Genomic DNA, 21,506 nt, shown 5'->3' on the forward strand with positions numbered 1-21,506 from the left:
CCGCGTGTCAGGAGGCTAGCGTGTCGACGGACACCTGCCAGAGGCGCCGGCCGTCCTGCGTCAGGTCTGTACCGCCGGATTGCCGCGCCAGTGGGCGTGCGGAGCGACCTCCTCGCCTTTCATGAGGAAGGAGTCGGGGCCGAGGACGGCGCCGTCGCCCATCCGCACGCCGTAGTGCACGAGGGCCTTGATCCCGATGGTGCAGCCGGCCCCGATGACGATGTGGTCGGACTTGAAGGTTCCGTCCTCCAGCGAGTGGGCCTGGATCAAGGTGCCCTCCGCCAGCGTGCAGTCGTCACCGATGGCGACCAGGGTCTTCTCCGGCACGTACGCCCCGTCGTCGAACACCCTGCGGCCCAGTCGCACGCCCAGCAGCCGCCAGAAGATGTTCTTGAACGGGGTGCCGTTGAGCACGTCCAGGTGCGTCGTCGCGCTGAGCTTCCAGTAGCGCTCGTGCCACCAGTAGTAGGGCTGGTAGATCGAGCAGAACCGCGGCTCCAGCCTCCCGAACCGGATGGCGACGCGTTCGACGAGCACGAAGTAGCCGGTGGTGAACACCAGCGCGCACACGATGTCCGCGGCGATGGCCGCCGGGCCCAGCAGGTCGTACAGGGTGAGGGCGAACAGGGTCATCAGGGTGAGGCAGAACAGGTGGATCCACCGCACGAGCAGGTAGATGACCATGGTCACCAGGTTGTGCCGGTTCTTGGCGGACAGGCGCCGGCGGAACTCCTGGCCGGACTTCAGGTCGTCGAACCTGCCGTCCCGTTGCACCGAGCGCGGGATCTCGAAGCACGGCGAGCCCAGCAACCCGACGTCCTGCCGGATGGGTCCGTCGATGGGGATCATCACCTTGGTCGCGAGGAGGCAGTTGTCGCCCGTCCTGCCCTGGGACGGATAGGCGACGTCGTTCCCCACGAAGGTGCGCGCGCCGATCGAGGTCCGTGAGACACGGAACGACGAGCTGGAGAAGTCGGCGTCGATGATCGAAAGTCCGTCCGAGACCATCGTGCCGCTGCCGATGGAGGCCAGGTAGGGCGTCTCGTGCTTGAGCTCCAGGCCGAAGTTCGAGCCCGTCTGCTGGACGGTGGAGAGGTCGTAGCCGAGCCATCGGAGGTAGGTGACGATGTACGAGCTGTCGCCGAAGAGGTACATGAAGAACCTCGTGTTGGTGGTCCGCCCGATCGTCCGGTGCACCCAGTAGTGGAAGCCGTAGAGCGGATAGACCTTGTCCGGCGTGAGGGCCCGGTTCAGCAGGCGGGGAACGGTGACCACGTACACAAGCCCGATCAGGATGGCGCCGAAGAACAGCACCCCGGAGACGGCCAGCGCGTCCTGGTACAGCTGAGGCCCGCCGGGGCCCGGCGCGGGCGAGGCCGTCCAGAGCTCGGCCAGGCTGGGCAGCCGGGTGCCCAGCAGGTAGACGCCACCGATGGTCAGCGGGAGGTACACCACCAGAATGCTCAGCAGCTGCAGGGTCGCGAAGCGGGCCCTTCGCAGTGTGCCGCAGTCGGCCGGCTCGACCGTCCGGTAGTCGGTGGTGGCCGGCTGGGCCGGGGAGCCGTGCCAGTGGTCCCCGTCGGGGATGGACTGGGAGGAGTGCAGTGAGGACGTGTGGCCGAGCTGGGCTCCGTCGCCGATCGTGGTCCCGATGTCGATCACCGTGGCCTCGCCGACGAACACGTCGTTCCCCAGGGTCACCGGGCCCCTCTCTATCAGCCCCGACCGGGCCCGGTAGCAGGTGAAGAACGAGTCCTTCCGGATGACGGTGCCGGCGCCGATGGTCAGCAGGTCTGTGCATACCGGAACGTTTCTGGACAGGATGACGGTTCCGGGGCCGATCTTCGCCCCCAGCGCTCGCAGGTACAGCACATAGAGCGGCGAGCCGGCGAACATGACCATCGGATTGCGCCGGACCAGGGTCTTGACGGCCCAGAACCGTACGTAGTCCAGGCTCCAGACGCGCGTCTCGCCGGGTCTCCAGCGGCCGACGAGCATCCACTTCGCCGCGATCGGGATCGTGCACCAGCCGATGAAGATCGCGCTACCGGCCACCAGCGACCGCAGGTAGACGCCGACCGGCTCGGTGGCGGCGGAGACCCAGTGGTAACAGCCGGCGAGCACCAGCGCGCTGAGGAAGCTGGACACGAGGAACAGCAGGAGCTGCAGGGCCCCGCACAGCACGTACCGCGCCGTGCCGGCCGGCGCCGCCACCGGAGCCGGGGCGGGCGCTCCGTACGAGGGCGCCGCGCTCTCAAGGGCCGCGGCCAGGCTCCGGATGGTGGGGTGCAGGTAGACGTCCTTCATCGACACCGGGGGAAGGTCCGCACGATCCCTGACCCGGGCGCAGAAGCTGGCCATGAGCAGCGAGTTCGCCCCCAGCTCTTCGAAGAAGTGGCTGTCGACCGACACCTGGTCGAGGCACACGACGCCGGCCAGCGTGTCGGCGAGTAGGCTCTCGGCGGCGGTCGACGGGGCCACGTACGGATGGCCGGTGGACAGGCAGCGGGGGCCCGTGGGCGGTGGCAGGTTCTTGCGGTCGGCCTTGTTGCTCAGCAGCATCGGGATGTCGGGCAGCTGCTCCACGTAGGCGGGGATCATGTAGCCGGGAAGCCGCCCGCGCAGCCATCGGTAGATGTCCTCCTGGCCGATGCCGGAGGTGCCCTCGCGCGGGCTGTAGTAGGCGACGAGCTCGACCACGCCGGGTTCCGGCTCGTGGGTGTCGACCACCGCCTGCGCGATCCCCGGCACCTGGAGCAGGACCGACTCGATCTCGGCCAGCTCAACGCGGTACCCGTGGATCTGGACCTGGGTGTCGATGCGGCCGTGGTACTCGATCTCGCCCTTGCCGTTGATCCGGCCGAGATCTCCGGTCCGGTAGATGCGGCCAGATGGATTGCCCGGTATCCCGAGGAAGTCCGGGATGAATGCCCGGTCGGTGAGGTCGTCGCGGTTGACGTATCCCCTCGCCAGCCCGACGCCCGCGATGCCGATCTCACCCAGCTCCCCAGGGGCGAGCACCCGCGACGTGGCCGGGTCGAGGATGGCGACGGAATAGGTGGGCAGCGGCACGCCGAGGGTCACCGGCTCCCCCGGGCGGAGCGCCTTCCAGGTGGCGGTGACGGTGGCCTCGGTCGGGCCGTACACGTTGAGGAACGTGCGGCCGGGCCGGTGCCAGCGCTCGACCAGGTCGGCCGGGCACGCCTCCCCGGAGACCAGCAGGAAGCGCAGGTCAGGAAGGTCCCGGTCGAGGGTCGCGAGCAGGGTGGGAACGCAGCACAGCGCGGTCACGCGGCGGGCGCGGAGGAACTCGCCCAGCTCGTGCCCGAGCAGCGTGACGCCCGGCGGCCTCGGGACCAGCGTCGCTCCGGACAGCAGGGGCACCCAGATCTCCTCGACCGAGAAGTCGAAGGCGATCGTCATGCCCTGGTAGACGCGGTCCTGCGGGCGTATCCCATAGGTCGCGACGGCCACGCGGACGAAGTTGCAGATGGCGGCGTGCTCGATCGCCACGCCCTTGGGCCGGCCCGTCGAGCCGGAGGTGTAGATGATGTAGCAGAGCTCGTCGACCGGCTCGCCCGTCTCCCCGCCGGTGAGACGCCGGTCGTCCTCGGCGGCGAGCAGGTCCTCGGCGTCGTCGACGCACAGGATGGCGGCGTCGACGTGCTCGACCCTGTCGCGCAGGTGCGACAGGGACAGCACCGTACGCACGCCGGCGTCCTGGACGATGTAGGTGAGCCGGTCGGGCGGGAAGCCCGCGTCCATCGGCACGTACGCCGCGTTGATCTTCAGTACGGCGAGCATGCCGATGTACGAGTGCACGGCCTGGTCGAACAGCAGGGCGATGCGGTCGCCTGGCCCGGCGCCCCGCTTGAGCAGGTGCCGGGCGAGCTGGTTCGCCCGTGCGTCCACCTGGTCGTAGGTGAGCACGGCGTCGCCGGTGTCCACCGCGACCTGGTCCCCCCGGCCGCCCGCGCGCAGGCGGTCGCACTGCTCCTCGTACAGCGACTGGAGCCGTTCCCCGGTCCGCGCCCGAGGCCCCCTCGCGCCGACCAGCACGTGTTCGACCGGCGCCCCCGCGCTCCGCGGATCAGGGCGCCGGGCTTCCTGGACGTCGGCCTGTCTGGTCATGCTGCCTCCATCAACCGCCACAACCCCGTGGTGCCGAACCGGCTCAGGCCGCCATCAGGCAGCACTCGTCGATGGCGTCGACGAGGATGGAACAAGCGGCGTCCACGACCTCGGCGGTCACGTTCAGGGGCGGAAGGATCCGTACGACGCAGTCGCCACGCCCGCCGAGCTCGATGATCAGACCCCGCCGCAACGCGGCGGACTGAACCTCGTGCGCCAGCGCGGTGGCCGGGCTTCCGTCGTTCGGATCAGCCAGCTCCACCCCCCACATCAGGCCGAGCCCTCGCACCTCCCGCACCCAGGGGTTGTTGGGCAGCTTGGCGAGCCGATCGGCGATCTGCTCGCCCCGGCGGCGGACGTTTCCCAGCACGTCGTCGCGGCGGACGATCCGGACCGCCTCGGTTCCCGCGGCGAACGCGAGCTGGTTGCCGCGGAAGGTGCCGATGTGCGCGCCGGGCGCCCAGACGTCGAGCCGCTCGTCGTACATGATGATCGCGACCGGGACGCCGATGCCGCTCAGAGCCTTGGACGCGACGATGACATCGGGTTCGATGCCGTACTGCTCGAAGGCGAACCAGGTGCCGGTGCGCCCGCACCCGGTCTGAACCTCGTCCACGATGAGGGGGACGCCGAGCTCGCGGGTCAGCGCCCGCACCCGCTGCACGAACTCCCTGCGTGCCGGAATCACCCCGCCCTCGCCCTGCACCATCTCCAGGATGACCGCGGCCGGCGGCGCGACGCCGCCGTTGCCGTCCCGCAGTGACTGCTCCAGGTGCCCGGCGCAGTTGACGTCGCACGTGTCGGGGGCCAGAGCGATCGGGCAGCGCGTGCAGTAGGAGTAGGGGAAGAAATGGACGCCCGGGACGCCGTTGCGCACGGGCCGCTTCTGGCTGACGAGCCCGCTGAGCGCCATCGCCGCGTGACCGCTGCCGTGGAAACCGCCCTGGAAGGCCACGACGTCACCTCGGCCGGTCGCGATCTTGCACAGCTTGATCGCGGCGTCGACGGCGTCGCCGCCGGTGGGGCCACAGAAATGGAGCTTCATACGGTCGCGCATTCCGGGCGGCAGCATGGACAACTGGGCACCGGTGAACTCGTCCTTGGCCGGCGTCGGAAAGTCCAGCCCATGGGTGAGCCGGGTGAGCTGCGCGGTCACGGCCCGCACCAGCTCGGGGTGGTTGTGCCCCAGCGACAGCACACCCGCGCCGGTCAGGAAGTCGATGAAGGTGTTGCCGTCGAGGTCGCGCAGAAAGCTGCCTGACGCATCCGCGATGGCGATGGGAAGGCGGCGCGGGTAGGTCCGCGCGTTCGACTCCCGCCGCTCCTGCCGGGCCAGCAGTGCGGCGGAACGCGGACCCGGAAGGTCACTCTCAACATAGGGATGTGTCAACGTGCCGGATTTGGCGATGTGATCGGCCAGACTCATCGGGGCGCTCCTCTCAAGGCTGCCGACGTGCTGGATCCTTTCAGGAGTGCCGACGTGCTAAATCGTCTATCTCACCATCACAGACTAACCACACATATCTCGCCCATATCAGCCGGTGCCTACAGAGAACGACGCTATCTACGAATCATGGCCGTAGGTCTACGGATACGGTTCCACCGCCTGTACCTGTACAAACACCCCAACAGCACTGATGTCCGGCTGGACTCGGCCGGTTTCCGGACGGGCGCCCGGACACCGCCTTTCTTTTCCCCGATAACCGCCGGGCGGGCGATTCAGAGCGCGCAAACCTCACCCCTGATCACCCAATGCCATCGGGGGGTAAACAAAAAATCCAGCATCAGCGGTAAACGCCAAAACTGGTTCTCCTGAATGTGATCGTTCCTTGTTCACCGGCGTGAGGCCATCACCCGCGGGACAGGAGGCGGCGAACGAGATGGCCGGTGCCGGCAGGTCTTGGCGATCGGGTTTCGGTTCGGCCCGGACGCCGAGGTGCTCGACCCGCCGGGGCTGCGCGCACAGGTGGGCGACGCCGCCGCGCGGATGGCGGCGCTGTACGGCGGTCAGCGGTAGCCGGTGACGTCGGCGGGCCGGTCGCCATCGACCACCTCGGCGAGGTAGCGCCAGGCGTCCGGGCGGCTGCCGTCCAGGTCGGTGTAGCCGTAGACCTGGGCCAGCCCGCCGCTGGACAGCGACCGGCCGTTCCACCGGGCGACGTCGGGGTCGGCGGCTGTCTGCGAATCCCGTGGGGAGGGCTGGCACCGGGCGTACGCCATGATGGCGCTCGGGATCGAGGTCTGGCGTCAGGGCGAGTCGCGGGGTGCCGACCGCCTGGAGAAGGAGAGCCTGCGGTTCAACAGCTCGCTCGCCGACTGGCTGGGCATGGGGGCCAACATGGAGGTGCTGGCCTGGATCGCCGCCAGTGAGGGAGATCACGAACGGGCGGCCCGGCTGCTGGGGATCCTGGCGGAGGTCTGGCGAACGGTGGGCACGCCGCTGTCCGGAGGGGCGGGTCCGAAGACCCAAGGGGGAGCCGGCAGGCCCGAGGGGACGGGCTGGGAGGCCCGGAGGGGCGGGTCCGAAGACCCGAGGGGGAGTCGGCAGGCCCGAGGGGACGGGCCCGCCCATCCCGGGGAGAAGGGGAAGTTCTCGCGTGCGGCCACGCCTCAGTAGGGAAGCATCCGTCCTGAGGGGGTGCGCAGGTCCTGGGCGTCGTCGGCGGAGCGTCTCTGGGGCTTGCGAACCTGAATGCGTCGGGGGGCCCGGAGTCTGTGCCGGGTGCCTGCGAGGGCTGATCCCTCGCCCGGCCGGCCACTCCGTCTCGGGCTGTCGTTCATCGCTCTAACCGTTCTCAAGTGTGCGGGCGGCCGGTCCGGCCTCGGGCGACGGGGTCATCCGGCTGCTGCTTCCAGCTCGGCGGTGCGGGCCATCTCGAACCAGACGACCTTGCCCGCCGGTACCCGGTAGCAGCCCCAGGAGCTGGAAAGCGCTTCCATGAGGTACATGCCTCTGCCGCCCTCGTCACCCTCGTGGGCCTCCCGCACCTGTGGCCGGGCGGGGTTGGTGTCCTGGACCTCGCAACGCAGCGTGCCTTCGTTCATGGAGATGGTCATGACCGCTACCCACGCGTGGCGCATCGCGTTGGTGACCACTTCGCTGGCGAGCAGTTCCACGACGTCGGCATCGTGGCCGACGCCCCATTCCGCGAGCTGGTGGCGCACACGCTTCCGCATCTTGGGCACGGTGGCCGGTTCGGGAAGCAGCACCCACGAGGTTCGGGTGCCGCGGCGCCCGGCGCCGAGGTACAGCACCGCGGGGGTGTGCCCGTTGCCGGTGTGCCTTCGTGCCGCCAGTTGGTCGATCGCCGTCATCAGGCCGCCCCTGCGTAAGCCACGCGTCCGTAGGTGACGCGGTGGTCGGGGATGCTGCGTCCGTCCGGCAGAAGCTCACCCGTGTCGTCAAAGACCACAACACCGTTGCAAAGCAGTCCCCACCCCTGCTCGGGGTGGAACGCCACCAGGCATGCCGCGTCGTGGTCGACGGCGGTCGCGGGCGGGCACTGAGGCTGGTGTTGACACATGGCTTGCACCTTAATCCAAGTCGATCTTCTGCTAGGTCGCGTTCTTTACCAACACGTCGAGCATGTCTCGGCTAGTACATACCTAGTAACGGGACAACTACCTATAACAGTACCCATATGACGCAAATAGGTACATATTCTTTACCTTGGCCATGACCGTGGCTGACCTGGCCGGATATGAGGGTCAAAGAGGTGGTTCCTCCGGGCCTGTCCGCCCACCTTTGCGGAGATCGTTGACGCCCTGGGCGGGGTGGTGGTTGTATTCGTTAGAAAACTTTCCTAACGATCCCACGAGGACGGCTCCGTCTTGGTGGCGGGAACGGAGAGACAGGTGCATACCCCCCCGGCAAGGCGATCCTCCCGGCGAGCGGTGCTTCTCGCACCCATGCTGGCCGCGGCCCTGGTGCCCACTCTGGCCTGCGGCGCGGCGACGGCACACACGGACGGCCAGGCCCCCTCCGCCCGTACGTCCGTGGCGGCCGCCGCAGTGGACCTGACTGATCCGCACAAGAAGGACATCGCAATGCGGCTGGTGTCGAGCGCGGAGAACTCCTCCCTCGACTGGAAGGCCCAGTACAAGTACATCGAGGACATCGACGACGGTCGCGGGTACACGGCCGGGATCATCGGCTTCTGCTCAGGCACCGGAGACATGCTCGACCTCGTCGAGCTGTACACCAGGAAGAGCCCGGGCAACGTCCTGGCCAAGTACCTTCCGGCGCTGCGCGAGGTCAACGGAAGCGACTCGCACAAGGGGCTCGATCCCGGCTTCACCAAGGACTGGAAGATCGCCGCCAAGGACGCCGCCTTCCAGGCGGCGCAGGACTCCGAGCGCGACAGGGTCTACTTCGGCCCCGCGGTCCAGCAGGCCAAGAAGGACGGCCTGCGCGCCCTCGGCCAGTTCATCTACTACGACGCCATCGTCATGCACGGCCCCGGCGACGACGCCGTCAGCTTCGGCGGCATCCGCAAGACGGCCCTGAAGAAGGCGAGGACCCCCGCCCAGGGCGGTGACCAGACCGCGTACCTCAACGCCTTCCTCGACGCCCGCAAGGCCGCGATGAAGACCGAAGAGGCGCACAGCGACACCAGCCGGGTGGACACCGCGCAGAGGGTCTTCCTGAAGGCCGGGAACCTCGACCTCGACCCGCCGCTGACCTGGAAGGTGTACGGCGACCGCTACACCATCAGCAAGTAGCGGACACGCGGTGGGCCCCCTCTGATCTCCAGAGGGGGCCCACCGGCTATGAGCGCCGCTTCGGCGGTGACGCCGGTTGTGCCTCTACAGGGCCTGCAGCCCTTGAATCACCTCTCGCAGGAGCCGTTCCTCCGGCAACTGCGAGATGCTGGCCGGAGGGCGTACGGTGACGAGCTTCTGGTCCCGTAGATCGCCCAGGAGCACCCGGACCACGCCCAGCGACAGGCCGCTCTCGGAGGCCAGGTCGACCACCGACATCGGCTCAACGCACATCCGCAGGACGCGAAGGTGCTCAGGGCCGAGCCCGGTCACGGGCCTGGCGCCGGCCACGGCTCTGACGATCGCGACCATGTCGAACGCGGGGCCCGAGGGCCGGGTGCGCCCGCGCGTGACGGTGTAGGGGCGGACCAGAGGACCGGCGTCCTGGTCGAGCCAGCGCTCACCGTCGCTCATGACATGTTCCCCTCCCCCTCATGCGCGCGTTCCCAGCCTGCTCTGAACGAGGAGAACATGTCAGGGGACGGCTGCAGTGGCGGGTTGTCCAGCGGGTCTTCCAGCGGGTTGCCGAGCGGCCCCAGATGCCTGGGCGTGTGCGCCGGCGCACTCTCGGCGGAGGGCTGGCCGGCCTCTCGCAACTGGGGCGCGAGGTTCGCCTGCCGCACCCGGTGGGGAAGACCGGGCGTCCGGCCGCCCCCCGTCCCGTTGCCGCCGGCATGATCGCCCGCCTGACGGTTCCGGGTCGGCAGGCGGCTCTCGTTGCCGTTCCCGTTGCCGTTCGGGTGACCGTTCCCGTTCGGATAGCCGTTGCCGTTCCCGTTCGGGTAGCCGTTCCCGGACGCCACGGCGCCGGCGAAGCCACGGCCGTCGCCGGGCGGGAGCTCCGCCTCCGCCGCGGGGATCCGCTCCACCGAGTGCTGGCCGGGGCCGGACAAGGCCGGTGTGACCAGGCCATCGGGGATGAGCACGATCGCCGTGGTCCCGCCGTACGGGGACGCGCGCAGCGAGACGCGGATACCGCGCCTGGCGGCGAGGCGGCCCACCACGAACAGGCCCAGCCGGTCACTGTCCGCCAGATCGAACTCCGGCGGATTGGCCAGCCTCTGGTTGATCAGGTCCATCTCCTCGGGGCTCATGCCGAGCCCTCTGTCCTCGACCTCGATGACGAAGCCCCTGGCCACCTGCTCGCCTCGGACCTCGACGTGGGTCTGCGGGGGCGAGAAGATCGTCGAGTTCTCCACCAGCTCGGCGAGCAGGTGGATGACGTCGGTGGCCGACGCGCCGCAGATCGCCATGTTCTCCGGCACGATCACCTGGACGCGCAGGTAGTCCTCGACCTCCTCCACGGCCGCGCGGACGACGTCGTACAGCGGCACCGGGTTGCGCCACCCGCGCCCGGGGACGGCGCCGGAGAGGATGATCAGACCCTCCGCGTGGCGCCGCATGCGGGTGGTCAGGTGGTCGATGCCGAAGAGCTCGTCGAGCAGTTCCGGATCGGTGACCCGCTGCTCCATGCTGTCGAGCATGGCCAGCTGCCGGTGCAGCAGCGACTGGTTGCGGCGGGCGAGGTTGAGGAACACCTTGCTGACGCCCTTGCGGATCTCGGCCTGCCCGACGGCGGCCTCGACCGCCGTCGTCTGGACGGTGGTGAAGGCGTTGCCGACGCTCACGATCTCCTCGGTGCTGCCGACGGCGATCGGAGGAGTCTCGGCCGCCACGTCGACGTCCTCGCCCTGCCGAAGCCGCTGGACCACCCCGGGCAGCCTGTTGTGTGCCAGGTTGAGCGCGGCACGCTGCAGGGACACCAGCTCGGCCGTGATGTGCCGGCCGAAGCGGATCGAGACGAACAGCGACAGCGCGACCGCGATGAGCCCGAGCCCGGCGGCGAGGCCGATCCGCCACAGGATCGTCGCGGCGGCGGGGCCGGCGCGTTCGGTGATCTTCGCGGAGGCGACGCCGGCCTGCCTGTCGAAGGTGATGGCCAGGGTCTGGACCGTCGATCCCCATGTCGCCGCCGAGCCGGGCAGGGGCCTTCCGGGCCTGACGTCCTGCATGACCTGGTCCTCGATCGAGGCGTACCGGGCGAAGGCGGGGGAGTTCTGCAGGACGAGGTAGGGCTGGCGCAGCTCCTCGTCCAGCCGCTGGAAGCCCATGTCGTAGAGGAGCCGGCGCTTGGTGACCATCGCCGTGAAGGCGGTGCGCTCCTCGCCGGTGAACGAGCCCCCCGCGATCGCGCCCGCGAGCAGCGCGGCCTCCTCGCTCATGAGCTCCCGGCTGCGGCCCAGCAGGACGATGGCGCGCGTGGGCTCGCCTTCGGTGTCGCTGGTGACGCCGCCCAGCTTGTCGTAGACGCGGCCGACGGCGTCGGTGATCAGGCGGTAGGCGTCCAGGGTCAGCAGCCGGGTGAAGCTCCTTGAGTCCACTCGTGCCCGGATCTCCGGAAGCCTGCGCGTGACCGTGATGAGCTCGGTGGTCCGCTGCAGGAGCGGAGCGCTCGTCACTTCCTGGACGTTCGGGGCGAGCGCCAGCCTTTCGAGCGCGGCACGCGCCCGGTCGGTCTTCTCCCGCTGCGTGTCGAGCTCGCTGCGGTCGGAAGAGCCTGTCCCGAGGTACAGCAGTGACAGGTAGCGCTCGTGCTGGATCTCCGTCATCACCGCACGCGACGGCACGATGACATTGTCAAAGACCGTCCGCACCTTCAGCAGGTCCAGGCCGCCTTGGATGGTGATGGTCGCCGCGAAAGCCCAGATCCCCAATAGGGAGACCAGTGGTACCAGTACCAAGGTCAGGATCTTGAACTTGATGGACCTCTTACGCCCGCCCATGTGACCTCGCAGGGGAACCGCATCGTTACTCGCGGGTTATTGGTGGCGAAACAGTATCAACGGGGGTGAGGTGGAGGTAGGGCTCTAAAGCAACAAAACGGGTCCTATTCGAAGTAGGAGCACCAACTGGTCTGGCAATTCTTGTCCGGTTGTCAGACAATATTGCCTATGACAGGGACCTCTCGCACGGCCGGTACCGGCGCTTCCGCCGTGGTCGCCGCCGCAATCCTGTGGGGCACGGCCGGCACGGCGGGGACGCTCGCCCTCTCCGGACCGGCCGACCCGGTTGCGCTCGCGGCGGCCAGATTGGTGATCGGCGGCCTCGTCCTCGCCGTGGCGGCGGGTCCGGCCACACGGAGCCTGCTCGCTCGTGGGCGTCCGCTGCCGCTGCTGGCCGCGGCGGGCGCCGTGGCCGCGTACCAGCTCTGCTACTTCGCCGCCGTCGGCCGTACCGGGGTCGCGGTCGGCACGGTGGTCGCGATCGGCAGCGGGCCGGTCTTCACCGGCCTTCTCTCCTGGCTGTACGACCGGAGGCGGCCTGGCCGCCGCTGGACCCTCGCGACCGCCGCCGCCGTCGCCGGATGCGCCGCCCTGGTGTCGGGGGGAGAGGCGGTGGGCGTCGATCCGGCCGGCGTGCTGCTGGCGCTGGCGGGCGGGCTGCTCTACGGCTTCTACGCGGTGACCGCCGCGCGGGCGATCACCGCCGGAGCCCCATCCGGCGCGGTGATGGGCGTGCTGTTCGGCGGTGCGGCGGCGGTCATGCTGCCGATCCTGCTCTGGAGAGGCACGGCCTGGCTGGGCGAGCCGCGCGGGCTGCTCACCGCCCTCTATCTGGGCCTGGCCACGACCGCTCTCTCCTATTACCTCTATGGCAGGGGGTTGCGCACCACTCCGGTGGCGAGAGCGGCGACCCTCGCCCTCGCGGAGCCGGCCGTGGCGGCGCTGCTCGGACTGGCCGTCCTGCACGAGCGGCTCACGGCCGTGTCGTGGGCCGGGCTCGTCCTGCTCGGCGCCGGGCTGGTCGTGGTCGCCCTCCCCGAACGCGCCGGGTCCGCCGCGCCGGGACCGGCGCGACCCCCGGCTCAGGAACGGGCACAATCGTCGGCGTGAAACTGCGTCCAGTCTCGACGGTCGACGCGCTCGCGGGCGCCCTGCGCACGCGGGTGCTCTCCGGTGAGATCGCCCCCGGCACGGCGTTACCCGAGCAGGAGCTCTCCTCCCTGTACGGAGTGGCGCGCCCGACCGTCCGGGAGGCCCTGGCCGTCCTGGTCCACGAAGGGCTCCTGCGGCGCGAGCGCAACCGGAGCGCCTACGTGCCGGAGGTGACCACCGGCGACCTGGACGATCTCATGTACGTCCGGCGGCCGCTGGAAGACCTCATGGCGGTGCGGCTCGCGGGCCGCCGGGTGGCCGCCGCGGAGGGGGCGCTGACCCGTATGGCCGGGCTTCCCGCCGAGGCGCCCTGGGCGGACGTCGTCGCCGAGCACATGGCGCTGCACGAGGAGCTCATCCTCGCCGTGGGCAGCCCCAGGCTGGAACGTCTCTACGCCGCGCTCGCCTCGGAGACCCGGCTCGGCCTCGTACGGCTCCGCGCCGTGTATCCGGACAGGGACAGGCTGGTCACCGAGCACAGAGAACTGCTGGACGCCATCGCCGAGGGCCCAGCCGAGGTGGCGCGGCGTGCCGTGGCGGCCCATTTGGATCACACCTGGGGCGCTGATTAGCGACTTCTCTTGCATGGAGTGCTCGTGAGTCGTCACAATCGCGCCCATGCACGGCAACTCAGTGCCGGATTCGTATGTCTACGTAACCGAAGAGGGCGTCACCCGCCACTACGCCGACGGCAGTGTCGAAGCCCTCGCGTGGGAGGACGTCGTCGAGGTCCGCGTCGGCGGCGTCACGGAATCCGACATCCTGATCGTCCTGCTCGATCGCGATGGTCAGGGCTGTGTGGTGCCGCGGTCGGCGACCGACGCCACGTTCCTGGCGAGGCTGCGCTACCTCCCCGAGTTCGATCTCGAGCGGCTGAGCGAGGCGTTCACGGCCGCCGCCCCCAGCTACGTGGTGGTGTGGCGAAGTCCTGATCCGCCCTCGCCGCTCCCGGACCTCGAGTACGACTAGCCTCCGTGGCGGCCGGCTCCCGTGCGGAAACGCTCGACGCCCTCGATCATCCCGCTACGCAGCGAGACCAGCCCGTGCCGAAGCTCGTTGCGCATGGCCTCCTCCTCCGAGAGCCCGTCCTGCTCCAGGGCCGAGAGGCGATCCTGCCGCAGGCACACCTGGGGAAGGCCGGCGATCTGGCGGGCCAGGTCCTCGGCGCCCGCCCGCGCGGTCCCCGGCGGCACGACCCTGTCCACCAGGCCCATGCGCAGGGCCTCCTCCGTCCCCACGGCGCGTCCGGTGAGGATCATGTCCATGGCACGTCCCGCGCCCACGAGCCGGGGCAGCCGTACGGTGCCGCCGTCGATGAGCGGAACGCCCCAGCGGCGGCAGAACACCCCGAACGTCGCGTCTTCGGCGGCCACCCGCAGGTCGCACCAGATCGCCAGCTCCAGGCCCCCGGCCACCGCGTAACCCTCGACGGCGGCGATCACGGGCTTGGTGAGGCGCATGCGCGTGGGGCCCATCGGCCCGTCTCCGGTCTCCTCCACGCGGTTGCCCCGGCCGGTGCCGACCGCGTGCAGATCCGCGCCGGAGCAGAAGGTGCCCCCCGCGCCCCACAGGACGGCCACGGCCGCGTCGGAGTCCTCGAACTCGCGGAAAGCCTCGGCGAGGGCGGTCGCGGTGGGCCCGTCGACCGCGTTGCGAACCTCGGGACGGGACAGGACGACGGTCGTGACCAGGCCGGACCGCTCTACATGGATTCCAGACATGTGCCGAATGTAACGAGGCCGGCGCTTCCTACACGCGTTTGGACCGTTCCGTCAAGGAACTGCCTTCCATGGATCGAGGCCTAATGTGGCCATTGCCCGCCTATATCGCTCGTTAATAATGATCTTTAGTATTTGAACGGGTACCCGCGCTCATGATGTTTCCGTGTCGTGTGTCAACCAAAGGGGCGCAACGGCCGTCTGTTATCTGCACGGTCCGGCAGGAGCAGGGCAGGGGTAGGGGTAGGTAGGCATGAGGGTGGGGTTGGAGGAGCGCGCTGCCGTGCTTCTCGACGCGGGCCCGCTGACGGCGTCGAGCATTTGGACGCGCTCCTATATGCGGGCTCTTCTGGCGGGCGACATGGCATGCGCCATGATCGCCTGTGAGGTGGTCATGGGATTCAGGCTCTGGGTGGGCGCCTTCATCCCGTGGTCCGAGTTGTTGTTCGGGTTCGGCCTCGCGCTGGCCTGGCCCGGTGCCATGGCACTGGCCGGGGTCTACCGCGAGAAGAGCCACGGAGAAGGGAGCGAGGAGTTCCGCGCCGTCTTCGACGGCGGCGTGGGGATGACGGCCGCGGTCGCGATCGGCGCCTACGCCACCCAGACCATGATCGCAAGAAGCTACGTGATGGCGATGCTGCCGCTGGCGACGGTCCTCACGCTGGTGTTCCGCTTCCGCATGCGCAAGCGGTTGCACCGGCGTCGTGCCGATGGAGAGTACCTCCGGCGCGTGGTGGCCGTCGGCCACAGGACCGCCGTGCTCGACCTGGTGATGCAGTTCCGGCGCCAGCCGTACCACGGCATGCGGGTCGTCGCGGCGTGCCTGCCGCCCGGCCAGTTCCCCGGCAACGGCCTCGACATCGACGGCGTCCCCGTCTACGGGGACTTCGCCGACGTCGGCACCGTGGCCGACAAGGTCTCGGCGGACGCGGTGGCGGTCCTCGCCTGCCCCGAGTTGGACGGCGCCGCGCTGCGCCGGCTCGCCTGGAGCATCGAGACCAAGGGCACCGAGTTGTTCGTGGCCCCGGCGCTCATGGACGTCGCCGGTCCTCGTACGAGCATCCGCCCGGTGGCCGGGATGCCGTTGCTGCACGTCGAGCATCCGGAGTTCGACGGGACGCGCCAGGTGGTCAAGAGCCTGTTCGACCGGCTCGTGGCGACGGTGGCGCTGACCGTGCTCGCGATCCCCATGGTGGTGATCGCGATCCTGGTCCGGGCCACCAGTTCCGGGCCCGCGCTGTTCAAGCAGACGCGGGTCGGGCGCGACGGCGGCGAGTTCCAGGTCTTCAAGTTCCGCACGATGGTGCAGGACGCCGAAAGGCTCAAGCTCGACCTGCTGGAGGACAACGAGTTCGACGGCGTGCTGTTCAAGATGAGGAACGATCCAAGGATCACCCGTGTCGGCGGGTTCCTCCGTCGGTACTCGCTGGACGAGTTGCCCCAGCTCCTCAACGTCGTGCGCGGCGAGATGTCGCTGGTCGGACCGCGCCCGCCGCTTCCGCAGGAGGTGGCCCTGTACGGCACCGACGTGCGCAGGCGCCTCGTCGTCAAGCCGGGCATGACCGGCCTCTGGCAGGTCAGCGGACGATCCGACCTGACGTGGGACGAGTCGGTCCGCCTCGACCTGCGTTACGTCGAGAACTGGTCGCTCATTCTCGATCTGCAGATCCTGTGGAAGACATGGTCTGCCGTCACCCGTGGTGGAGGGGCTTACTAGTGAAGGCGCTCGTGCTCGCGGGTGGGTCCGGCACACGCCTCCGGCCGATCACCCACACCTCCGCCAAGCAGCTCGTGCCGGTGGCCAACAAGCCTGTGTTGTTCTACGGGCTCGAGTCCATCGCCGCCGCGGGCATCCGCGAGGTCGGCATGGTCGTCGGCGACACCTACGAGGAGATCAAGGGTGCCGTCGGCGACGGGTCGGCGTTCGGCCTGGAGGTGACCTACCTCCGCCAGGACGCCCCGCTCGGGCTGGCCCACGCGGTGCTGATCGCCCGCGACTACCTGGGCGAGGACGACTTCGTGATGTACCTCGGCGACAACTTCATCGTCGGCGGCATCGAGCCGCTGGTGAAGCGCTTCCTCGACGAACGTCCCGCCGCCCAGATCATGCTCACCCGCGTCGCGGACCCCCGCCAGTTCGGCGTGGCCGAGCTGGACGCCGCCGGGCGGGTGGTCGGGCTGGAGGAGAAGCCCAAGAAGCCCAAGAGCGACCTCGCCCTGGTCGGGGTCTACCTGTTCACCGCGGCGGTGCACGAGGGCGTCTCCGCGCTCAAGCCCTCCTGGCGCGGCGAGCTGGAGATCACCGACGCCATCCAGTGGCTCCTCGACGCCGGGCACCAGGTCGAGTCCACGGTCATCTCCGGCTACTGGAAGGACACCGGCAACGTCACCGACATGCTGGAGGTCAACCGGCTCCTCCTGGAGGTCCTGGACCAGCGGCTTGAGGGCACGGTCGACGACGCCAGCGAGATCATCGGCCGGGTCGTGGTCGAGGCCGGGGCGGAGGTGACCCGCTCGCGCGTCGTCGGCCCAGTCGTGATCGGAGCGGGCTCCGTTGTGAAGGACTCCTACATCGGGCCGTTCACCTCGATCTCGGAGGACTGTCAGGTTGTGGACAGCGAGATCGAGTACTCGATCCTGCTGCGGCGCGCGTCCATCTACGGGGTTCGCCGGATCGAGGCGTCCCTGATCGGGCGCGACGTCGAGGTCACGCCCGCTCCCAATACGCCCAGAGCCCACCGGTTGGTGCTCGGTGACCACAGCAAGGTACAGATCAGTTCATGAGGCTTCTGGTAACCGGCGGCGCCGGTTTCATCGGGTCCCACTATGTCCGCACTCTGCTCTCGGGCGGCTATCCGGCCTTCGCCGGCGCCACGGTGACCGTGCTCGACGCGCTGACCTACGCGGGCAATCTCGCCAACCTGGATCCCGTCGAGGGGCGCTACGAGCTGGTGTACGGCGACATCTGCGACGCCGCGCTGCTCGCCGACGTCGTCCCCGGCCACGACCTGGTCATCAACTTCGCCGCCGAGTCCCACGTCGACCGGTCGATCGAGGGCCCCGCCGCCTTCGTACGTACCAACGTGCTCGGGGCGCAGACGGTGATGCAGGCCTGCCTGGAGGCGGGCGTGCCCAAGGTCGTCCAGGTGTCGACCGACGAGGTCTACGGGTCGATCGACGAGGGCTCCTGGACCGAGGACGCCCCCCTCCACCCCCGATCGCCGTACTCCGCGGCCAAGGCGGGCGGTGACCTGATCGCCATGGCCTACGCCGTCACGCACGGCCTGCCGGTGTCCATCACCCGCTGCGGCAACAACTACGGGCCGTACCAGTTCCCGGAGAAGGTGATCCCGCTCTTCCTGACGAACCTCCTCGAAGGCCGCAAGATCCCGCTCTACGGGGACGGCGGCAACGTGCGCGACTGGATCCACGTCGACGACCACTGCCGGGGCATCCAGGTCGTGGCCGAGCGGGGCCAGCCGGGAGAGATCTACCACATCGCCGGCACGGCGGAGCTGACCAACCTGGAGCTCACGCAGCGGATCCTCGACCAGCTGGGAGCCGACTGGAGCTCGGTCGAACGCGTGCCCGACCGCAAGGGGCACGACCGCCGCTACTCCCTGGACGACTCCAAGCTGCGGAGCATGGGATTCGCCCCCGAGACCGGGTTCGACGAGGGCATCGCCGCGACCGTCAAGTGGTATGCCGACAACGAGGCCTGGTGGAAGCAACTCAAGGGCGCTCGGTGAACCGGCTGCTGGTCACCGGCTCGACCGGCATGCTCGGATCGGCCCTGGTCGCCGAGCTGGCGAAGGACCCGGCCTCGCCGCAGGTCCTGCCGTACGGGCGCGACCGCCTCGACCTGCGCTACCCCGACGGCGTGCGGCAGGTGATCCTCCGGGAGCGCCCCGACGTCGTGGTCAACTGCGCCGGCTGGACGGCCGTGGACGACGCCGAGGCCCACGAGGTGGACGCGCTCGCGGTGAACGGCAACGGCGTGCGCGCGCTGGCCCTCGCCTGCGAAGACCTGGGCGCCCGCCTGTTCCACATCTCCACCGACTACGTCTTCGACGGCACGGCCGGCGGACCGTACGCCGAATACCACCCGGTCGCGCCGGTCAACGCCTACGGCCGCACCAAGCTGGCGGGCGAGCGGGCCGTGCTGGAGGTGCTGCCCGAGAGGGGATACGTCGTGCGGACCGCCTGGCTGTACGGCGCGTCCGGCCGCAACTTCGTCCAGACGATGATCGCCCTGGAGCGCACGCGGGACACCGTCGAGGTGGTGGACGACCAGTTCGGCCAGCCCACCTGGACCGGCGACCTCGCCGCGCAGCTCGTACGGCTGACGCGCGCCGACTCCCCGCCCGGGGTCTACCACGCCACCAGTTCAGGCCAGGCCACCTGGTACGACCTGGCCCGCGAGGTCTTCATGCTGCTCGGCGCCGATCCCGGCCGGGTCAGGCGGACAGGCAGCGCCGCCTTCCTCCGCCCGGCCGCCCGGCCCGCCTACAGCGTGCTCGGCCACGACCGGTGGGCCGCCGCCGGCATGTCCCCGATGCGCCACTGGCGCGAGGCCCTCCACGCGGCGTGGCCGTCGATGGTCGGAGGCCACGCCTGATGTATCTGTCGGAGACGCGCCGGGCCGACGCCGGGAAGGAGACGTCACCGGATGCACCGGGCGGAGACGGCGCACCGTCGCCGGACGGTCCGGGCGGCGATGGTGGAACGCCGCCGGGCGCCGGGCCGGGTCGCGCGGGACCGGGCGGTGGCCCGGGGCGCGTCCTCACGGGGAACGTCGTCGCGCTGGGCCTGGTGTCCCTGTTCACCGACGTGTCCTCGGAGATGGTGACGGCGATCCTGCCGCTCTACCTCATCTACCAGCTTTCGCTGAGCCCGATGCAGTTCGGCTTCCTCGACGGTGTCTACACCGGCGCGACGGCCGTGCTGCGCCTCGTGGGCGGGCACGTCGCGGACCGCTTCCATCGCCGCAAGCTGGTGGCGGGCGTCGGGTACGGCCTGTCGGCCGTCTGCAAGATCGGCTACCTGGTCGCCGGGCGGTCCCTTCCGCTGATCGGCCTGGTCATCGGCCTCGACCGCGCGGGCAAGGGGCTCCGTACGGCGCCGCGGGACGCGATGATCTCGTTGAGCGCCGCGCCCGAGGCGCAGGGCCGGGCCTTCGGGCTGCATCGTGCGATGGACACCGCCGGCGCGCTCATGGGACCGCTCGCCGCCTTCGGCGTGGTGGCCGCCGTGGGCGGCGCCAACGACTACGACGCGGTCTTCGTGGTGAGCTCGCTGGTCGCCGTGATCGGCGTGCTGGTCCTGGTGCTGTTCGTCCACGAACCGGGCGGCGTGGTGGGCCGGCGCGTCGCGTCAGGCACGTACGCGGCGAGTGATCGCGGGCGTACGGCGGTGGCGGGCGACCGAGGGCGTGGCGCGGCGAGGCGGCCCGCGCGCGAGCGGCAGAAGGTGTCGCTGCGCGGGGCGCTGGACCTCGTGCGGGAGAGGCCGTTCCGCCGCGTTCTGCTCGCCATGCTGCCGTTGTCCCTCGCGACCGTCAGCGACTCGTTCCTCTACCTGATGTTGCAGCGCAGGCTCGACATCGACGCCGGCTGGCTGCCGTTGCTCCCCGTGGGGGTGGCGGCCGCCTATCTGCTCGCCGCCGTGCCGCTGGGGCGGCTGGCGGACCGCGTCGGCCGGTCGGCGGTCGTGATCGGCGGGTACCTCGCCCTGCTGGCCTGCTATGGCCTGGTCCTGCTCCCGCCCGGCCCCGCGGTCCTGGTCGCGGCGCTGGTGCTGCGGGGCCTGTCCTACGGGGCCACCGACGGGGTGGTCAGCGCGCTCGCCGGACCCCTGCTGCCGGAGGAGCGGCGCGCCACCGGCCTGGCCGTCGTGCAGACCGGTCAGGCGCTCGGCATGATGGCCGCCTCGTGGGCCTTCGGCGTGCTGTGGACGGCGGGCGGATCCGAAATGGCCGTGAAGGTGATGGCGGCCGGCCTTGGCGTCGCGCTCGTCGTCGCCGTTCCGTTGCTCAGGAAGGTGCGCGGATGAACCTGTCTGTGATCATCGTGACGTACCGCAGCGCCGGATACATCGCTCGCTGTCTGGCGGCGGTGGAGCGCGCGGTGAAGGCCCTGGACGCCGAGGTGATCGTCGTCGACAACAACTCGCCCGACGACACCGTGGAGGTCGCCAGGGCCGCCGCCCCGTGGGCCGAGGTCGTGGCCAGAGGCGTGAACGGCGGCTTCGCCGAAGGCTGCGTGGCGGGAGCCGAGGTGGCGCGAGGGAGCCATCTGGTGTTCGTCAACCCCGACGCCGAGGTCCAGCCCGAGGCGTTCGAGGCGTTGCTCGACTGCTCCGGGCGCCATCCCCGCGCCGGGATCGTCGGCGGCCGCTGCGTCACCGAGACCGGGGAGAACGACCCCCGGTCGTGGTGGGGACGGCCCACGCCGTGGTCGGTGTTCTGCTTCGCCACGGGCCTTTCCACGGCCTTCCCCGGGCGCGCCCTGTTCGACCCCGAGTCCCCCGTGCTGTGGACCGGCGAGCGGCGGGTGCCGATCGTCACCGGGGCGCTCATGCTCGTCAGCCGCCGCGCGTGGGACGAGGTGGGCGGGTTCGACACCCGCATCTTCATGTACGGAGAGGACGCCGACCTGTGCCTGCGTGCCGGAGCCGCCGGTTACCGGCCGATGGTGACCGACCGGGCCGTGTTCGTGCATCCCGGCGGTATGTCCTCCTCCAGTTTGGGCAAGCTGGTGCTCCTGTTCACGGGCAAGGCCACCGTGGTCCGGCGGCACCTGCCTCGCGGGCTGCGCGGCCTCGGGGCTTCCCTGCTGCTGTTCGGCGTCTGGCTCAGGGCGGCGCTGAGCCGCCGCGTGGCTCCGCCGGACATGGAGCGGCAGGGACGTCCGACGGCCCGCCGCGGTGACTGGGCCGAGTTGTGGGCCGTCCGCGCCAAGTG

The 21,506-nt window shown here is 70.0% G+C and carries 19 protein-coding genes and 1 pseudogene; 12 read left to right on the forward strand and 8 right to left on the reverse strand.

Annotation, left to right across the window (positions count from 1 at the left end):
* Positions 1-60: 60 nt before the first annotated feature.
* Together ABD810_RS05035 and ABD810_RS05040 are read right to left on the reverse strand one after the other, a co-directional pair.
* On the reverse strand, positions 61-4,131 hold the full coding sequence (locus ABD810_RS05035) for a Pls/PosA family non-ribosomal peptide synthetase (protein ID WP_344934768.1): 4,071 nt from the start codon (positions 4,129-4,131) through the stop codon (positions 61-63).
* 43 nt (positions 4,132-4,174) lie between these two features.
* On the reverse strand, positions 4,175-5,557 hold the full coding sequence (locus ABD810_RS05040) for an aspartate aminotransferase family protein (protein WP_344934770.1): 1,383 nt from the start codon (positions 5,555-5,557) through the stop codon (positions 4,175-4,177).
* 474 nt (positions 5,558-6,031) lie between these two features.
* Between ABD810_RS05040 and ABD810_RS41285 the strand changes: the two genes are divergently transcribed.
* Positions 6,032-6,148: a WCX domain-containing protein gene (locus tag ABD810_RS41285; RefSeq protein ID WP_486387622.1), complete on the forward strand. Its 117-nt coding sequence runs from the start codon at positions 6,032-6,034 to the stop codon at positions 6,146-6,148.
* Here ABD810_RS41285 and ABD810_RS05045 read toward each other — a convergent pair.
* Positions 6,139-6,306, reverse strand: a pseudogene (locus ABD810_RS05045) (short-chain dehydrogenase); the annotation flags it as partial. The gene ABD810_RS41285 and the pseudogene ABD810_RS05045 sit on opposite strands and share 10 nt — an antisense overlap.
* Positions 6,307-6,349: 43 nt before the next feature.
* On the opposite strand from ABD810_RS05045, the gene ABD810_RS05050 reads away from it, so the two are divergent.
* A complete protein-coding gene (locus ABD810_RS05050; RefSeq protein WP_344934772.1) occupies positions 6,350-6,748 on the forward strand; it encodes a hypothetical protein in 399 nt (132 codons plus the stop codon).
* Between the two features lie 218 nt (positions 6,749-6,966).
* Here the strand turns inward: ABD810_RS05050 and ABD810_RS05055 are convergent, their stop codons facing one another.
* Entirely contained in the window at positions 6,967-7,446 is a 480-nt protein-coding gene (locus ABD810_RS05055; protein ID WP_344934774.1) for an ATP-binding protein, read from the reverse strand.
* Positions 7,446-7,655 (reverse strand): DUF5999 family protein, encoded by a 210-nt coding sequence (locus ABD810_RS05060; protein WP_344934776.1) that lies wholly within the window; start codon positions 7,653-7,655, stop codon positions 7,446-7,448. Before ABD810_RS05060 ends, ABD810_RS05055 begins: the two co-directional genes overlap by 1 nt.
* A 370-nt stretch (positions 7,656-8,025) precedes the next feature.
* Here ABD810_RS05060 and ABD810_RS05065 point away from each other — a divergent pair, with 370 nt between their 5' ends.
* Positions 8,026-8,853 (forward strand): chitosanase, encoded by an 828-nt coding sequence (locus tag ABD810_RS05065; protein ID WP_344934778.1) that lies wholly within the window; start codon positions 8,026-8,028, stop codon positions 8,851-8,853.
* An 84-nt stretch (positions 8,854-8,937) separates the two neighbouring features.
* Here the strand turns inward: ABD810_RS05065 and ABD810_RS05070 are convergent, their stop codons facing one another.
* Both ABD810_RS05070 and ABD810_RS05075 read right to left on the reverse strand, forming a co-directional pair.
* Positions 8,938-9,306 (reverse strand): DUF742 domain-containing protein, encoded by a 369-nt coding sequence (locus ABD810_RS05070; RefSeq protein WP_344934781.1) that lies wholly within the window; start codon positions 9,304-9,306, stop codon positions 8,938-8,940.
* Positions 9,303-11,675 (reverse strand): sensor histidine kinase, encoded by a 2,373-nt coding sequence (locus tag ABD810_RS05075; RefSeq protein WP_344934784.1) that lies wholly within the window; start codon positions 11,673-11,675, stop codon positions 9,303-9,305. Before ABD810_RS05075 ends, ABD810_RS05070 begins: the two co-directional genes overlap by 4 nt.
* Before the next feature lie 168 nt (positions 11,676-11,843).
* Between ABD810_RS05075 and ABD810_RS05080 the strand changes: the two genes are divergently transcribed.
* From ABD810_RS05080 to ABD810_RS05090, 3 genes are read left to right on the forward strand one after another with little or no spacing between them, the layout of a single operon-like run.
* The gene (locus ABD810_RS05080) at positions 11,844-12,785 is read left to right on the forward strand and encodes a DMT family transporter (RefSeq protein ID WP_344934789.1); all 942 of its coding nucleotides are present in this window, start codon (positions 11,844-11,846) and stop codon (positions 12,783-12,785) included.
* On the forward strand, positions 12,782-13,399 hold the full coding sequence (locus ABD810_RS05085; protein ID WP_344934792.1) for a GntR family transcriptional regulator: 618 nt from the start codon (positions 12,782-12,784) through the stop codon (positions 13,397-13,399). Before ABD810_RS05080 ends, ABD810_RS05085 begins: the two co-directional genes overlap by 4 nt.
* A gap of 46 nt (positions 13,400-13,445) precedes the next feature.
* On the forward strand, positions 13,446-13,796 hold the full coding sequence (locus ABD810_RS05090) for a hypothetical protein (protein ID WP_344934795.1): 351 nt from the start codon (positions 13,446-13,448) through the stop codon (positions 13,794-13,796).
* Here ABD810_RS05090 and ABD810_RS05095 read toward each other — a convergent pair.
* The gene (locus ABD810_RS05095; protein ID WP_344934797.1) at positions 13,793-14,548 is read right to left on the reverse strand and encodes a crotonase/enoyl-CoA hydratase family protein; all 756 of its coding nucleotides are present in this window, start codon (positions 14,546-14,548) and stop codon (positions 13,793-13,795) included. The genes ABD810_RS05090 and ABD810_RS05095 overlap by 4 nt on opposite strands.
* A gap of 250 nt (positions 14,549-14,798) precedes the next feature.
* Between ABD810_RS05095 and ABD810_RS05100 the strand changes: the two genes are divergently transcribed.
* The 6 genes from ABD810_RS05100 to ABD810_RS05125 form a co-directional block, all read left to right on the forward strand.
* Positions 14,799-16,262 (forward strand): sugar transferase, encoded by a 1,464-nt coding sequence (locus ABD810_RS05100; protein WP_344934799.1) that lies wholly within the window; start codon positions 14,799-14,801, stop codon positions 16,260-16,262.
* Complete coding sequence (locus tag ABD810_RS05105; RefSeq protein ID WP_344934801.1) at positions 16,262-17,329, forward strand: glucose-1-phosphate thymidylyltransferase; 1,068 nt, start codon at positions 16,262-16,264, stop codon at positions 17,327-17,329. The genes ABD810_RS05100 and ABD810_RS05105 overlap by 1 nt, the downstream gene beginning before the upstream one ends.
* Positions 17,326-18,294: a dTDP-glucose 4,6-dehydratase gene (gene rfbB, locus ABD810_RS05110; RefSeq protein ID WP_344934803.1), complete on the forward strand. Its 969-nt coding sequence runs from the start codon at positions 17,326-17,328 to the stop codon at positions 18,292-18,294. The genes ABD810_RS05105 and rfbB overlap by 4 nt, the downstream gene beginning before the upstream one ends.
* Positions 18,267-19,163: a dTDP-4-dehydrorhamnose reductase gene (rfbD, locus tag ABD810_RS05115; RefSeq protein WP_344934805.1), complete on the forward strand. Its 897-nt coding sequence runs from the start codon at positions 18,267-18,269 to the stop codon at positions 19,161-19,163. The genes rfbB and rfbD overlap by 28 nt, the downstream gene beginning before the upstream one ends.
* Positions 19,163-20,596 (forward strand): MFS transporter, encoded by a 1,434-nt coding sequence (locus tag ABD810_RS05120; protein WP_344934808.1) that lies wholly within the window; start codon positions 19,163-19,165, stop codon positions 20,594-20,596. The genes rfbD and ABD810_RS05120 overlap by 1 nt, the downstream gene beginning before the upstream one ends.
* Positions 20,593-21,506, forward strand: a 914-nt coding sequence (locus tag ABD810_RS05125; RefSeq protein WP_344934811.1) for a glycosyltransferase family 2 protein, incomplete at its 3' end; no start/stop codon positions are given. The genes ABD810_RS05120 and ABD810_RS05125, both read left to right, overlap by 4 nt.

It is taken from the genome of Sphaerisporangium flaviroseum, from assembly GCF_039537005.1.
Classification (GTDB): Bacteria; Actinomycetota; Actinomycetes; order Streptosporangiales; family Streptosporangiaceae; genus Sphaerisporangium; species Sphaerisporangium flaviroseum.